At 70.3% G+C, this 13,328-nt stretch carries 13 protein-coding genes and 1 pseudogene; 5 read left to right on the forward strand and 9 right to left on the reverse strand.

Annotated elements, in window-relative coordinates; genetic code table 11:
* The first annotated feature begins 1 nt into the window (after nt 1).
* The 3 genes and pseudogenes from ABZV58_RS23285 to ABZV58_RS23295 all read left to right on the forward strand — a co-directional run.
* A complete protein-coding gene (locus tag ABZV58_RS23285; protein ID WP_355002258.1) occupies nt 2-1,612 on the forward strand; it encodes an MFS transporter in 1,611 nt (536 codons plus the stop codon).
* Between the two features lie 81 nt (nt 1,613-1,693).
* Nucleotides 1,694-1,927, forward strand: a complete 234-nt coding sequence (gene secG, locus ABZV58_RS23290) for a preprotein translocase subunit SecG (protein ID WP_355002259.1) — start codon at nt 1,694-1,696, stop codon at nt 1,925-1,927.
* 16 nt (nt 1,928-1,943) lie between these two features.
* Nucleotides 1,944-2,174 (forward strand): annotated as a pseudogene (locus ABZV58_RS23295) (LysR family transcriptional regulator); the annotation flags it as partial.
* Between the two features lie 45 nt (nt 2,175-2,219).
* On the opposite strand, the gene ABZV58_RS23300 reads toward ABZV58_RS23295, so the two are convergent.
* Complete coding sequence (locus ABZV58_RS23300) at nt 2,220-2,507, reverse strand: hypothetical protein (protein ID WP_355002260.1); 288 nt, start codon at nt 2,505-2,507, stop codon at nt 2,220-2,222.
* Between the two features lie 29 nt (nt 2,508-2,536).
* Nucleotides 2,537-3,385, reverse strand: coding sequence for an SDR family NAD(P)-dependent oxidoreductase (locus tag ABZV58_RS23305; RefSeq protein WP_355002261.1), 849 nt, complete (start codon nt 3,383-3,385; stop codon nt 2,537-2,539).
* Nucleotides 3,386-3,439: 54 nt separating this feature from the next.
* Here ABZV58_RS23305 and ABZV58_RS23310 point away from each other — a divergent pair, with 54 nt between their 5' ends.
* Entirely contained in the window at nt 3,440-4,429 is a 990-nt protein-coding gene (locus ABZV58_RS23310; protein WP_355002262.1) for an alpha/beta hydrolase, read from the forward strand.
* 12 nt (nt 4,430-4,441) lie between these two features.
* Here the strand turns inward: ABZV58_RS23310 and ABZV58_RS23315 are convergent, their stop codons facing one another.
* Together ABZV58_RS23315 and ABZV58_RS23320 are read right to left on the reverse strand one after the other, a co-directional pair.
* Nucleotides 4,442-5,317: a hypothetical protein gene (locus tag ABZV58_RS23315; protein WP_355002263.1), complete on the reverse strand. Its 876-nt coding sequence runs from the start codon at nt 5,315-5,317 to the stop codon at nt 4,442-4,444.
* 94 nt (nt 5,318-5,411) lie between these two features.
* A complete protein-coding gene (locus ABZV58_RS23320; protein WP_355002264.1) occupies nt 5,412-6,233 on the reverse strand; it encodes a DUF4239 domain-containing protein in 822 nt (273 codons plus the stop codon).
* Nucleotides 6,234-6,450: 217 nt separating this feature from the next.
* On the opposite strand from ABZV58_RS23320, the gene ABZV58_RS23325 reads away from it, so the two are divergent.
* Entirely contained in the window at nt 6,451-7,002 is a 552-nt protein-coding gene (locus tag ABZV58_RS23325; RefSeq protein ID WP_355002265.1) for a hypothetical protein, read from the forward strand.
* A 43-nt stretch (nt 7,003-7,045) separates the two neighbouring features.
* Here the strand turns inward: ABZV58_RS23325 and ABZV58_RS23330 are convergent, their stop codons facing one another.
* The 5 genes from ABZV58_RS23330 to zwf form a co-directional block, all read right to left on the reverse strand.
* Nucleotides 7,046-7,525: a hypothetical protein gene (locus tag ABZV58_RS23330; RefSeq protein WP_355002266.1), complete on the reverse strand. Its 480-nt coding sequence runs from the start codon at nt 7,523-7,525 to the stop codon at nt 7,046-7,048.
* A 137-nt stretch (nt 7,526-7,662) separates the two neighbouring features.
* Nucleotides 7,663-10,002: a thiamine pyrophosphate-dependent enzyme gene (locus tag ABZV58_RS23335; RefSeq protein ID WP_355002267.1), complete on the reverse strand. Its 2,340-nt coding sequence runs from the start codon at nt 10,000-10,002 to the stop codon at nt 7,663-7,665.
* Nucleotides 10,003-10,119: 117 nt separating this feature from the next.
* A complete protein-coding gene (pgl, locus tag ABZV58_RS23340) occupies nt 10,120-10,860 on the reverse strand; it encodes a 6-phosphogluconolactonase (protein ID WP_355002268.1) in 741 nt (246 codons plus the stop codon).
* Nucleotides 10,853-11,761: a glucose-6-phosphate dehydrogenase assembly protein OpcA gene (opcA, locus tag ABZV58_RS23345; protein WP_355002269.1), complete on the reverse strand. Its 909-nt coding sequence runs from the start codon at nt 11,759-11,761 to the stop codon at nt 10,853-10,855. Before opcA ends, pgl begins: the two co-directional genes overlap by 8 nt.
* Nucleotides 11,758-13,323 (reverse strand): glucose-6-phosphate dehydrogenase, encoded by a 1,566-nt coding sequence (zwf, locus tag ABZV58_RS23350; protein WP_355002270.1) that lies wholly within the window; start codon nt 13,321-13,323, stop codon nt 11,758-11,760. Before zwf ends, opcA begins: the two co-directional genes overlap by 4 nt.
* Between the last annotated feature and the right edge of the window lie 5 nt (nt 13,324-13,328).

The following is a 13,328-nucleotide window of genomic DNA, read 5'->3' on the forward strand; positions in this document are numbered from 1 at the left end:
TATGCTCTTCGGAGTGACCACCGCCGACGCGACGACCCCGCTGTCTACGTGGGCGCCGCTGCGGTCCCCGATCTATCGAGCGCTGTGGATCGCGCAGTTGGTGTCCAATCTCGGCACCTGGATGCAGACCGTCGGCGCGCAGTGGATCCTGGTCGACGAGCCGAACGCGGCGACGCTGGTGTCGTTCGTCCAAACCGCGATCACGCTGCCGGTCATGCTGCTGTCCATACCCTCCGGCGTGCTCGCCGACCTGGTCGACCGCCGCCGTCTGCTGCTGGGCGCCCAGTCCACGATGGCGTTGCTGGCCACGCTGCTGGCGGTCTCCACCGCGACCGGCCACACTACGCCCGCGGTGCTGCTCACCCTGCTGTTCCTGCTCGGCTGCGGACAGGCGCTCACCGCGCCCGCGTGGCAGGCGATCCAGCCGGAACTCGTACCGCGCGAACAGATTCCCTCCGTCGCGGCACTGGGCAGCATGAACATCAACATCGGCCGCGCGGTGGGACCCGCGGTCGCGGGCGTGCTGGTCTCGCTGTCCGGGCCGACGCTGGTGTTCGCGCTCAACGCGGTGTCCTTCGCCGGGATCGTCGCGGTGCTGACCGTGTGGCGCAGGCCGGTCACCGACCGGAAGCTGCCCACCGAACGACCGCTGGCGGCTCTCCAGGCGGGCACCAGGTTCATCCGCGCCGCGCCCGCGATCCGGCGGGTGCTGCTGCGCTCGATCCTGTTCATCGCCCCTGCCAGCGCGCTGTGGGCGCTGCTTCCGGTGATCGCGCGCGACTCGCTGGGCCTGTCCTCCTCCGGCTACGGCCTGATGCTCGGCGCGCTCGGCGTCGGCGCCGTGCTCGGCGCTTTCGGTCTGTCGCGGATCCGCGCGCTGCTGACACCCACGCAGCGGCTGACCGCGGCCGCCGTGCTGTTCGGCATCGCCTCGGCGGGCGCGGCCCTGCTGCACCACGTGGCGGTGGTACTGGTGCTGCTGGTCGGCGCGGGTCTGGCCTGGCTGCTGGCCATGTCGACGATGAACTCCACCATGCAGCTGCTGCTGCCCGCCTGGGTGCGCGCCCGCGGCCTCTCGGTCTACATGCTGGTCTTCATGGGCGGGCAGGCCATCGGTTCGCTGCTCTGGGGGCTGGTCGCCGGTGCGCTCGCCCCCGTCACCGCGCTGCTCATCGCCGCGGCGCTGCTCGCCGCCAGCGCGGTGAGCAGCGTGTGGCTGCCGATCCGGCACAACGCCGAGGAACTCGATCTCACCCCGTCGGCGTTCTGGCCGGAGCCGCAGCTGGTGGTGGAACCGGAGCCGGACGACGGACCCGTGCTGGTGCTGCGCGGCTACGACGTGCCGGAGGAGAAGGTCGAGGAATTCCTCGGCGCGATGGCGTTCGTCGGCCGCTCACGCCAGCGCACGGGCGCGATGGAATGGCGGCTGTATCGCGACGTCGGCGTGGTCGATCGGTACGTCGAGGCGTTCGTGGTGCGTTCCTGGGCCGAGCACATGCAGCAGCATCAGGTGCGGCTCACCGCCCAAGATCGGATTCGCGAGCACGCGGTGGCAGAGTTCGACGCGGGCGAGGAACAGATCACCCACCTGGTCGCGATGGACCGTCCGTAACGAAGCCCGGCATCGAGGCCGAGCCGATCGCCGTCGAGCCCCATTAGGCGGGGGATCCGCGCACCCCATAGGATGGTCGCCATGCGGATGTTCCTGGATATCCTCCTGATCATCACCAGCCTGCTGCTGGTGCTGCTGGTGCTGCTGCACCGCGCCAAGGGTGGAGGCCTGTCCAGCCTGTTCGGCGGCGGCGTGCAATCGAGCCTGTCCGGCTCCACCGTCGTCGAGAAGAACCTCGACCGCGTCACGATCTTCACCGGCCTCATCTGGGTCATCGCCATCCTCGGCATCGGCCTGGAGATCAAGTTCGCCTGAGCGGGCAACGGCTCGGTCGCCGGGCCTGCCGCGAACGTCGGCGCGCGATCACCTGACCCAGCCGAGTCTCAGCGCGCAACTGCGGAAGCTGGAGAAATCCCTCGGCGTGCAACTGGTGAAGCCGACACCGGCCGGACGCACCGGCCCGCACCTGGCCGCGCTGAGCGACGGGACACTCGACGTCGGCCTGGTGTACGGCCACTCGCACACCGCTGCGTTCCGCTATCGCCCACTGCTGCAACGCATCCGCTTGTGACCGCGCCCATCGCCGTCTTGGCCGCGACCCAGTACTTCACGACGAGCAACACGCCGTTCCCGCGGAAGCGACCTCGGCACTGCGGCGCGTCGTGGCGCGCAGCTGACCGCGCGTCACGACCAGCGCCGGGGCGATGGCCAGGCCGAGCACGGCCGTGAGCGACGGGAGTAGCGCGCACCGCGCCGCAGCGGCCTGTCCTGCGGCTCGACCGGGACGGATATCCAGGCGCAGCGCGAGCAGGATCGCCGCGAGCGCGGCCGCGCCGAGCCCACTGCCCTGCCAGGGACAGCACTGGCCGCGCCGCGAGCATTGCGCCTCGACCATGTCCCGCCGCAGCGGCGGGGAGACAACGGTCAGTCGTTGCGCGGCACCCGTCCGTCGATGTCGGTGAAGCCGTACTGGTCGGCGAGATCGGCCACCCGCCAGGCAAGTCCGGTGCGTGCGCGCCGCCGCGGATCGGCGGCCAGCGCGACGACGGCACGGCCGGGGAAGCGCGGCGTCTCCGCGGCGCCGAGGTCGAAGGTGCCCTCGCCGGGCAGGGTGACCAGGCGGCGTCCCTCGGCATCGGCGGGTACCAGCTGGAGAAGTTCGGTGTTTACGATTCCCGGCCACAGCGAGACCACGGTGACCCCGGTGTCGGCGAGATCGTGGGCCATGTCGGCGGTGAGCCGGTCCAGTGCGGTCTTGGCCACGCCGTAGACCGCGTTGTGCATATAACGCCGGGACCCCGGTGACGAGACGTTGACGACGAGCCCGCTCGACCCGATCAGCAGCGGCGCGGCGTAGAAGCTTGCGGCGTAATGGGATCGGACTCCCACGTCGAAGGTCTCGTCCCAGGCGCTCGGCGGCACCTCCCAGAACGGCTTGCCGAGCCAACGGGCGGCGGCGGGGGAGTTGTAGACGTTGTTCACCAGCACGTCGAGGCGGCCGTGTTCGGCGCGCACCCGTTCGAACAGGCGCTGCACGGCGTCGTCGTCGCGGTGATCGCAGACGAAGGGGACGCCGTGCCCGCCGAGCGCGTCGATCTCGGCCGCGGTGTCGTGCACGGTGCCGGGTAGTCGGCCCGCCGTCGCCGATCGCCCGGTGATGTACACCGTCGCGCCCGCCGCGCCCAGTTCCAGCGCGATGCCCTTGCCGATGCCCCGGCTCGCACCGGTGACGACCGCGACCCGGCCGTGCAGTTCTCGTGGTATTCCGCTCACGACTCTCGGACATTACCGTTACTCGTAGAACGCGTTCTAGATTTGGAGGCGAGAGTGGAGCTGACGCATCGGTTCGTGACCACCAACGGCATCCGGATGCACGTTGCCGAACAGGGCAGCGGCGATCCCGTGGTGTTCTGTCACGGTTTCCCGCACACCTGGTTCGTCTGGCATCGGCAGCTCGCCGCGGTCGCCGCCGCCGGGTACCACGCCATCGCCCCTGACCTGCGCGGATACGGCCGGACCGAGGCTCCCGAGGATCCGGCGGAGTACACGAATCGCGCCGTCATCGGCGATCTGCTCGGCCTGCTGGACGACATCGGCGCCGAGCGCGCGGTGTTCGTCGGGCTGGATTTCGGCGCCGCGCTGGTATGGGAACTGGCGTTGCGCTCACCCGAGCGCGTGGCGGGCGTGATCGTGCTGAACAACCCCTACGCGCCGCGCCCGCCGCGAGCGCCCTCCGAGCTCTGGGCCAAGGCGGCCGCGCGCCACTTCCTGCACCTGGACTACTTCCAGCGGCCCGGTGTCGCCGACGCCGAACTGGCGGCTCGCCCGCGCGAATTCCTCGCCCGCGTCTACTACTCGCTCAGCGCCGACTACCACTACCTCGACACCTGGCGTTTCCCCGCCGAGGGCACCGGCTACCTCGACGTGCTTCCCGAAGCTCCGGCGCTGCCGTGGCGCTGGCTGTCCGAAGACGAGTTCGCCACGCTCGCGGCCGATTTCGAGCGCACGGGTTTCACCGGCGGCCTCAATTGGTACCGTAACCTGGACCGGAACTGGGCGCTCACGGCCGACTACGCGGACGCTCGGGTGAGCGTGCCCGCCTACTTCCTCTACGGTGAGCGCGATCCGGATATGGAGGGCTTCAGCGGGCGCGATCCGCTGGGGACCTTGCGCGCGTACGTGCCGGACCTGCGCGCGGTGACCAAGATTCCCGACGCCGGGCATCTCGTCCAGCTCGAGCGTGGCGACGAAGTGAACGCGCTGATCACCGCGCACCTGGCCGACCTGGCGTCGACCGCCGCCGACGTCCCGGCCTGACACCCGACGTCATCACGGCAGTCTCGGGACGCGACTCGCGACGACCCGAGTGCGGACGGCGGCGAGCACTGTGATCACCAGGACCGTCATGAGTTCCAAGAGGTTCCAGGCGAGCGGGTCGGCGGTGGGTTCGACGGGTTGCGGATCCGCCGCTTTCGGCGGTCGTGCGGGGAGGGGCGGCGGACCGGGCTCCGGTGTGAAAGCCTGCGCCGGAATGGGTTCTGGCGCGGGTTGGGGTGCAGGAACGGGCAGCGGCGGCTCGAGTTGCAGCGGAATGCCGGGCGCGGGCGGCGTCATCGGGAGCAGCAGGAGGCAGGCGAGCAGCGCGCTGCCGCCGAGTGCCGACCCCGCGGCGCTACCGAGGGCCGAACCGCTGGAACCCGGTCCGACGAGGCCGCTGCCCGTGGCGCTGCCGAGCGCCGAGCCGGAGCCGAGGAGACCCGGGCCCACCAGACCGCTGCCGAGCGCCGACCCGCTCGAGCCAGGACCCAGCGGACCACTGCCTGTCGCGCTCCCCAGCGCCGAGCCGAGCGCGAGTGCCGCGCTGCCGGTACAGGCCGTGCGGACGCTCCCGGCGTCGAGGCCGAGGGTTTCGGCGGGAGTGGCGGCTGGTTCGAGAGCCGGGTCGGTATCCGTGACGGGAACCGGCTCCGGCTCGTAGCCCAGGGAGCCTGCGACTGTCGCAGGCTCGCGCATCGGCGAGCCATTCGACGGCACGAGAGCCAAAGGAAGTGCGGCGAACGCACTTCCGGTATCGATCGCTGTCAGATCCGTGATGGCGCTACCGGAGTCGGGATGTTCGCCGACGAGAAGCGCCCCGCCCGCACTGCCGGTGGCGATGCCGGGTGGCGCCAGCGGCTCGGCGAACGCCGGGATCGGTTGCGTCAACAGGGCTGCCGCCACCGGCAGAGCGACGAATCCGGCTCTCGCGCAACGACTTTTCGAGCCGGGATCGGTTCCTCGCGCACCGGCGCGGCCCGGCTTACCGGTGCGGAACATCGCCTGCGCCGATCGCCGTGGCCGGTGCGGACTTCGCCGATCGGTCACCGATCTGCTCGAAGCGGGACTGCGCGTATTCGTAGGCGTCCCTCGGGACGACGTTGCCGCCGGAGAAGGGTCGGTCCAGATTGTGGATGGCGAGCACGGCGGCGCCGACCACCACGCCGAGCAGCGCGGTCATCGCGACGCTGCGTTTGGTCACCCGCAGGCCCGACAGCACCGGGCTGAGCAGCAGGAGAACCGTGCCGAAGAACAGTGCGAGATAAAGGAATCGGGGGACGCCACGGTCGGCGTCGACGGCTCGATCGTGCCGGGCCTGGGCGACCTGGTCGAGTCCGGCGAGCGCTTCGGCGCGCGTATCGCTCGTCGCGGTGTCACTCGAGGACACCGCGGTGACGCTGGCGCGCAGCGTGTCGAAAGTGTCCTGGGTGACCGGGCTCAGCTTGCGTTCGGCGTCCATCACCGCCCACTCGCCGCCGACGACCTGCTCGGTGTACGCGCGAACCAGACCCTGGACGCGCTGCCGGTCGGTGTCGGGCAGCCCCTCCGCGGCAAGGTAGGTGTCCACCAGCGCTTTCGATTCCGCGACGGTGTGGTTGTGCGCGTTCTGATATTGCTGCCAGCAGATCACCACGACGAACGCGACGACCGCGGTGAAGAAGGTCTTGATGAGGTCGAGCACGAGGGTTCCGGACGCCTCGTCGCTGGTCTGCCGCCAGGACTCCGGGCGAAGCCGGTCACCCACCACGAACACCGTCAGCGCCAAGACCGCCGCGGCAACCGGAAAGATGAATTCCAAAGCCATATCGAGCACCGCCTTCCGCACAACTGGGCCGCCGGGGTGACACCCCGGCGGGTGGCGTGATCGCGGACAGCAGCGATCGTCAGTGATTCGGGGCGGCGCAACGGGCGGATGAGATCCCTTGGCGTGTCGCGCATTCGGTGAGTCGCGGTGCGGCTGCCGGGATTTCGGATGTCGTCGGCCCCTGCCGTCCAGGCCGAGCGGTCGGTACTGTGGCCTCATGAGAATTGGGGGAATCGATTGGCGGCGTGGGGCGCCGAGGTGGTGGGTCGGCTGGACGCTGGGCACCGCGGTACTCGCGGCGGCATGCTCACTCGGTCTGATCGTCCAGGAGGTGATCCAGGACGACAGCGACGACCGCACGATACTTCTACTGTTGGGGCTGCTCACGGCCGGAGTGTTGTGGCTGGTCTGCGGCGTGATCGGTGTGATCGCCTACGACAACGCACGATTGAGTGCGGTCGCGCCGCTGGTCGTCGTCGTCGCGGTCGCGCTGTTCACGTGGGAGCTACCGGAACGCCTCGGGTGGTGGCTGTCGAAGGGCAGCCTCGACCGGGCGGCCGTCGACTGTATCCCCTCCGAAACGAGCACACGCTATGGCGCCTACACGATCTTCGAGGTCGAGCCGTACGAGGGCGGGTGTCTGTTCAGCACGGGGCGTGGTTTGTATACGAGGGAGGGCTTCGCCTACATGCCGAACGGAGCGCCGCAGCCGAAACACCGATACGACTATCACTTCGACCCGTACGACGGTCCTTGGTACCGCTACTGAATCGGTGCGGACCGTCCTCGGCCCTTCCGGAACGGCGGGTCGTTCAGCGGTATTCCGCCGCGAGCTCCGGGTAGTCGGCCCAGTTCGGAAGCGGCTGGAACTCCAGGTAGGCGGTGAGCCGGTCCAACAGGTACTGCCAGCGCGGACCGACGGAGCTCGCTTCGGGATGGCAGAGGTGGCGGCGGACGAGTTCCAGATTGGTGACGACGCCGACCTGGGTCAGGCGCAGCTCGACGATGCAGCCGACGACGTGCACGACCAGTTCGTGCGGCGCGACGCAGTGCTCGACACGGACCGCGATCGGACCCGCGACCGGACCGTCCACCGGCTCGATCGTGTAGTTGCCGCTGCCGCCCGTCACCGCGCCCAGCCAGCGTTCGAGTTGGCTCCGTGACGTGCACGCCGACCAGACGTCCAGCACCGGCTGACGGTAGGACCGCAGGTAGTGCAGCAGCACGCGAGCGTCGCCCTCGGTCGCGTCGTGCTCGGGTCGCACCTCGCCCAGGATGGACATCGTGGTCATCGTCCTGCCCTTTCGCCGCTGGTCACCATTGCCTGTCCAGGGTATTTCCCGCCGCCGCCCATCGAACCGCGAACACGCGGATCCGCGCCGACGCGTACCTCCGCTTCACTCCGACGGACTTCGTCCGCCAGCGCCGGTCAGGCGAGCAACTCCGCCGCGGCCTTCTCGATACCGGTCTCGTCCAACAGCACGGTGTCCGCCGCGGGCCCGAGCGGGACGAAGCTGTCCGTGCTGGTCACCCGCGCGACGCGACCGGCGAAACCGGCATCGATCAGCGCGGTGCACACCGATTCGGAAACGCCGCCGCTGTGGCGGGTTTCGTCGGCGACGAGGACACGGCCGGTGGCACGAGCGTGCGCGAGCAGATCGGCGACCGGCAGCGGATTGAGCCAACGCAGGTCGAGCACGCGGGCGCGGACACCCCGCGCCGCGAGCCGGTCCGCCACCCGCAGGCTCATCGGGACGCCGTTGCCGAAGCTCACGATCGTGAGGTCGCCGCCGTCGCCGTAGACGCGGGCGCGGCCGATCTCCACGTGCGGCCCGGCGGCGGGGGCCAACCACGCGCCGTCGCCGGGATGCAGGTCCTTGGTGTGGTACAGGGCGATGGGTTCGAGGTAGACGCATACCCGTCCGTCCACCCGCGCCGCCGAGACGCAGGTGCGCAGCAGCGCCGCCGCGTCGTCGGCGCGGGACGGCACCGCGATCACCAGCCCGGGGATGTCACGAAGCGCCGCAACGGAATTGTCGTTGTGGAAGTGCCCGCCGAAGCCCTTCTGGTAGGCGAGCCCCGCGATCCGCACCACCATCGGATTGCGGTAGCGGCCGTGCGAGAAGAACTGGAGGGTGGCCGCCTCGCCGCGCAACTGGTCGGCGGCGTTGTGCAGGTAGGCGAGGTACTGGATCTCCGGAATCGGGACGAAGCCAGCGAGCCCCGCGCCGAGTGCAGTGCCGAGCACGCTCTGTTCGTCGAGCAGCGTGTCGAAGACGCGGCGCGCGCCGAAACGCTTCTGCAAACCCTTGGTGACGCCGTAGACGCCGCCTTTGCGGCCGACGTCCTCGCCGAAGACCAGCACGTCAGGGTCGCGCGCGAGCAGGTCCGCCAGGGTGTGGTTGATCGCCTGCGCGACGGTCGTCCCGGGGTCGCTCGCGGGCGTGGTGGTGCGGGTCGTGCGACGGTCCGGACCCGTGAGGCGCGCGCCGTACCGGAATGCCGTGCCGCGTGCCTCGGACCGCGAATCCGCCTGCTCGTGCGGCGCCGTCGGCCCAGGGGGCGCGCCGACCGCATCGGAAGCATGCCCCGGCCCCTCAGAGGGCGGCGCGTCGCGCAGCACGTCGGCCCGCACCGCCTCGGGACGAGCGGGCGCCAAGGGCGCGGTGACGGCCGCCGTGGACGTCAATTTCGGTTCCCGCCAGACCAATTCGGCCATGGCGGTCACCCGGTGCCCGATCTCGTCGTAGAACGCGACCACCTCGTCGGGCTTGGACAGGCCCCGTTCGACGAGCAGCCGGGCCGTCGCGACGACCGGGTCGCGCACCAGATCGGCCGCGATGTCGGCGGGACGGCGGTACGCGGCCTCCATGTCCGAACCGGCATGACCGAGCAACCGCACCGTGCGCAGCCGCAGGAACGCGGGCTTGCGCTGCTCGCGCACCCAGCGGACGGCGTGTTCGGACACGGTGAGCGCGTCGATCGGATCGCAGCCGTCGGCGTCGAAATAGGCCAGCCCCGGCCGTGTTCCGTACGCGTTCTCGATCCAGTCCGGAGGGGTCGGCACGCTGATGCCGATGCCGTTGTCCTCGCAGACGAACAGGATCGGCACCGGAATCCCTTGGTGCGCGGTGTGAATCGCGGCATTGACGGCACCCGCCGCCGTCGAGTGGTTGGCCGAGGCATCGCCGAAAGTGCACAGCACCACCGAGTCTCGCGGCCATTCCGACGGGATGCGGAGCCGCCCCGCCCGTTCGATCGCGAAGGCCAGCCCGACCGCTCGCGGCAGGTGCGAGGCGATGGTGGAGGTCTGCGGTATCACGTGCGCCGATTTGCTCCCGAAGACCTTGTGCCTGCCGCCGGAGATGGGGTCGACCGCCGCGGCGACCACGCCGAGCAACACGTCGCGAATCGGATCCAGCCCCGGCACCCGGCGCGCGCGGTGCACGAAGAACGCGCCCGACCGATAGTGCAACAGCGCCGGGTCGGTGGCCCGCGTCGCGACCGAGAGCGCCGCGTTGCCTTCGTGGCCGGACGAGCCGATGCTGTAGTAACCGCGCTTGGCCACGCCGAGCGCGCGCGCCGCCAAATCGAGATGCCTGCTGGTGGCCTGCGCGTCGAAGACCTCCCACAGCGTGTCAGGGGAGAGGCCGGGGCCGAGGTTGTCGTCGCGAATATGTCGCGGCGCCAGCGTGCCGATCTCGGCGCGGAACCGCTCGTCCAGTGCCCGCGCCGGATCCGCGCCGGATACCGGCGCCGCCCCGCTCATCGCTGCCCCGCGCGCGGCGAGCACGGCGGATCGGCGTGGGCCGCGCGACCATGCCGCCGGTCCATCGAGCGACCGGTGGGGTTGTCGACGAGCAGGTGCGGCACCCGACCTCCGTTGTCAGCGCAGCGCGCTCGCGGCTTCTCGATCCAGCAACCAGATGGTGGATTCCCGACCCGCCGCGCCCGCGGCCGGGATGTCGACCGGCTCGGCGCCGCCGACCGCCGCGGCGACCGCTTCGGCCTTGCCCGCCCCGGCGACGACCAGCATCACGTGTCGCGAGCGCCGCACCGCGGGCAGCGTCAGCGTGACGCGGACCGGCGGCGGTTTGGGGGAATTCGTCACGGCCACAACGAGTTCGTGCTCCTCGCGCACCGCGTCGGTGTCCGGGAACAGCGAGTTGATGTGCGCGTCGGGGCCCATGCCGAGCAGGTGCAGGTCGAACGCGCCGTGCTCGGCGAGGTGGGCGTGCACCGCCGCCGAGTACTCGGCCGCGGCCTCGACCGGATCGGGGTACTCGCCGTCGGACGTCGCCACCGGATGCACCCTGGCGTGATCGACCGGCACATGGTCGAGCAGCGCCTGCCTGGCCTGCAGCTCGTTGCGCTCGGGATCGCCAGCGGGGACGAAACGCTCGTCCCCCCAGAAGATGTCGAGCCGCGACCAGTCGATGTCGCCGGGCGCCTTGCGCACCTGCTCGAGCATCGCGATGCCGGTGCCGCCACCGGTCAGCACCACCGACGCCGAGCCGCGCTCGGCCTGGGCGGCCGTGACCACCTGCACGAAGCGGGCGGCCGCCGCGGCGACGAGCGCGTCGGCGTCGGGGTGGACCTCTACGGTGTCGCGGGGAGTCTCACTCATAGGTCACCTTCTCGATTCCGGCGAGGGCTTCGTGATAGATCTCGTCGGCGTCGAGCCGACGCAGTTCCTCGGCGAGGCAGTCGCGAGTCTCCCGCCGCGCCAAAGCGATTCGCTGATCGGGATCACCGGTGCGGGTGAGCGTCGCGGTGCGCCCGGTCTGCGGGCGTTCGATGGACATGGACGCCGACGGGCGGTTCACCTCCACCCGGAGCGCGCCCGAGCGTCTGCGCACCGGGCAGCCCAGCCGGGCGGCCAGCCAGCCGGCGAGCATGTCCAGCGCGGGCTCGTCGCGCAGCCCCGACACGGTCACCGACTCGACCGGTTCGAAGGGCGGCTCGTCCAGCGAGGCGGCCAGCAGTGCCCGCCAGTAGGTGATCCGGCTCCACGCCAGGTCGGTGTCGCCCGAGGCGTAGGAGGCGCGCCGCTTCTTGATCGTCGCCTGCGGGTCGGCGGCGAAGGTGGCATCGGTGATGCGCCGGGTCGCCAGGCGTCCCACCGAGTCCTTGGACGGGAACTCCGGCGCGCCACGCGGCCACCACGCCACCACCGGGGTGTCGGGCAGCAGGAACGGGATGACGACGCTGCTCTCGTGGCTCACCAGCTCGCCCTGCAGGCGCAGCACGATCACCTCGGCCGCGCCCGCGTCGCCGCCCACCCGGATCTGCGCGTCCAGCTTGGTCTCCGCCTCGCGGTCGCCGCGCGCGAGAACCACTACGCGACAGGGATGTTCGCGGCTGGCGTCGTTGGCCGCGTCGATGGCGTCCTCGGCTTCGGAGCTGTCCAGCGTGCACACCACCAGGGTGAGCACCCGGCCCATGGTGATGACGCCGTTGCTCTCGCGCAGCTGCACCAGGCGCTTGGTGACCGCGCCGGTCGTGGTGTCGGGCATGTCGATGATCACGGGCGCCGCCATTCCCGGCCGGTGCGCTCGAGCATCTCGTCGGCCGAGGCCGGACCCCACGTGCCCGCGGGATATGGATCGGGCTTGCCGTCCGCCGCCCACCGCTCGAGCACCGGATCCAGGATGCGCCAGGACAATTCGACCTCCGCGTTCACCGGGAACAGCGACGGAACCCCGAGCAGCACGTCGAGGATCAGGCGTTCGTAGGCCTCGGGGGAGGACTCGGTGAACGCCTCGCCGTAACTGAAATCCATGTTGACGTCACGCACTTCCATGCCCGAGCCCGGCACCTTCGAACCGAAGCGCATGGTGATGCCTTCGTCCGGCTGCACCCGGATGACCAGCGCGTTCTGACCGAGCTCCTCGGTCATGGTCTGGTCGAAGGGCAGGTGCGGCGCCCGCTTGAAGACGACCGCGATCTCGGTCACCCTGCGGCCCAAGCGTTTTCCGGTACGAAGGTAGAACGGCACGCCCGCCCAGCGCCGGGTGTCGACCTCGAGGGTGATCGCCGCGTAGGTCTCGGTCTTGGACTCCGGGTCGAAACCCTCCTCGTCGAGCAGGCCGACGACGTGCTCGCCGCCCTGCCAGCCCTCCGAATACTGCCCGCGCGCCGTGGTCTCCTCCAGCGGCTCCACCAGCTTGGTCGCCGAGAGCACCTTGATCTTCTCGGTCTGCAACTGCTTGGGCTCGAAGCTGATCGGCTCCTCCATGGCGGTGAGCGCGAGCAGCTGCAGCAGATGGTTCTGGATGACGTCGCGAGCGGCGCCGATGCCGTCGTAGTAGCCCGCACGTCCGCCGAGGCCGATGTCCTCGGCCATGGTGATCTGGACGTGGTCGACGTAGTTGGCGTTCCAGATCGGGTCGAACAACTGGTTGGCGAAGCGCAGCGCCAGGATGTTCTGCACCGTCTCCTTGCCGAGATAGTGATCGATGCGGAACACCGTCTCCTCCGGGAACACCCGGTTGACCAGCTCGTTGAGTTCGACGGCGCTGTCCAGGTCGTGCCCGAACGGCTTCTCGATCACCACCCGCCGCCACGGCTTGCGCCCGGCGATGTCGGTGGTGCTCGGCTGCGCGAGCTTGTGCTCGGAGAGCTGGTCGAGCACCACCGGGAACATGTCCGGCGGAATGGACAGGTAGAAGGCGTGATTGCCGCCGGTGCCGCGCTCCTTGTCCAGCCTGCCGAGGGTGTCGGCGAGCCTGGCGAAGGCGGCGTCGTCGTCGAAGGTGCCCTGCACGAACCGGATTCCCTCCGCCAGGTGGTCCCAGACCTCCTGACGGAAGGGCGTGCGGGCGTGCGCCTTCACCGCGTCGAGCACGACCGCGGCGAAGTCCTCGTCCGCGTAATCGCGCCGCGCGAAACCGACCAGCGCGAAACCCGGGGGCAGCAGCCCCCGGTTCGCCAGGTCGTAGATGGCGGGCATCAGTTTCTTGCGGGACAGGTCACCGGTGACACCGAAGATGACCATGCTGCACGGTCCCGCGATCCGCGGTACCCGCTTGTCCCGCTCGTCGCGGAGTGGGTTCTTCCAGACTGTCGACGTTTTGGCCGAGCCTGCCATGGGAT

The sequence above is a fragment of the Nocardia sp. NPDC004654 genome, assembly GCF_040609595.1.
Classification (GTDB): Bacteria; Actinomycetota; Actinomycetes; order Mycobacteriales; family Mycobacteriaceae; genus Nocardia.

Bases quoted from the DNA above. Each gene is read 5' to 3' on its own strand.
- secG (WP_355002259.1), top strand. From the start codon at position 1,694: ATGCGGATGTTCCTGGATATCCTCCTGATCATCACCAGCCTGCTGCTG.
- ABZV58_RS23285 (WP_355002258.1), top strand. From the start codon at position 2: ATGCTCTTCGGAGTGACCACCGCCGACGCGACGACCCCGCTGTCTACG.
- pgl (WP_355002268.1), bottom strand. From the start codon at position 10,860: ATGAGTGAGACTCCCCGCGACACCGTAGAGGTCCACCCCGACGCCGAC.
- ABZV58_RS23325 (WP_355002265.1), top strand. From the start codon at position 6,451: ATGAGAATTGGGGGAATCGATTGGCGGCGTGGGGCGCCGAGGTGGTGG.
- ABZV58_RS23300 (WP_355002260.1), bottom strand. From the start codon at position 2,507: ATGGTCGAGGCGCAATGCTCGCGGCGCGGCCAGTGCTGTCCCTGGCAG.
- ABZV58_RS23330 (WP_355002266.1), bottom strand. From the start codon at position 7,525: ATGACCACGATGTCCATCCTGGGCGAGGTGCGACCCGAGCACGACGCG.
- ABZV58_RS23320 (WP_355002264.1), bottom strand. From the start codon at position 6,233: ATGGCTTTGGAATTCATCTTTCCGGTTGCCGCGGCGGTCTTGGCGCTG.
- ABZV58_RS23335 (WP_355002267.1), bottom strand. From the start codon at position 10,002: ATGAGCGGGGCGGCGCCGGTATCCGGCGCGGATCCGGCGCGGGCACTG.
- zwf (WP_355002270.1), bottom strand. From the start codon at position 13,323: ATGGCAGGCTCGGCCAAAACGTCGACAGTCTGGAAGAACCCACTCCGC.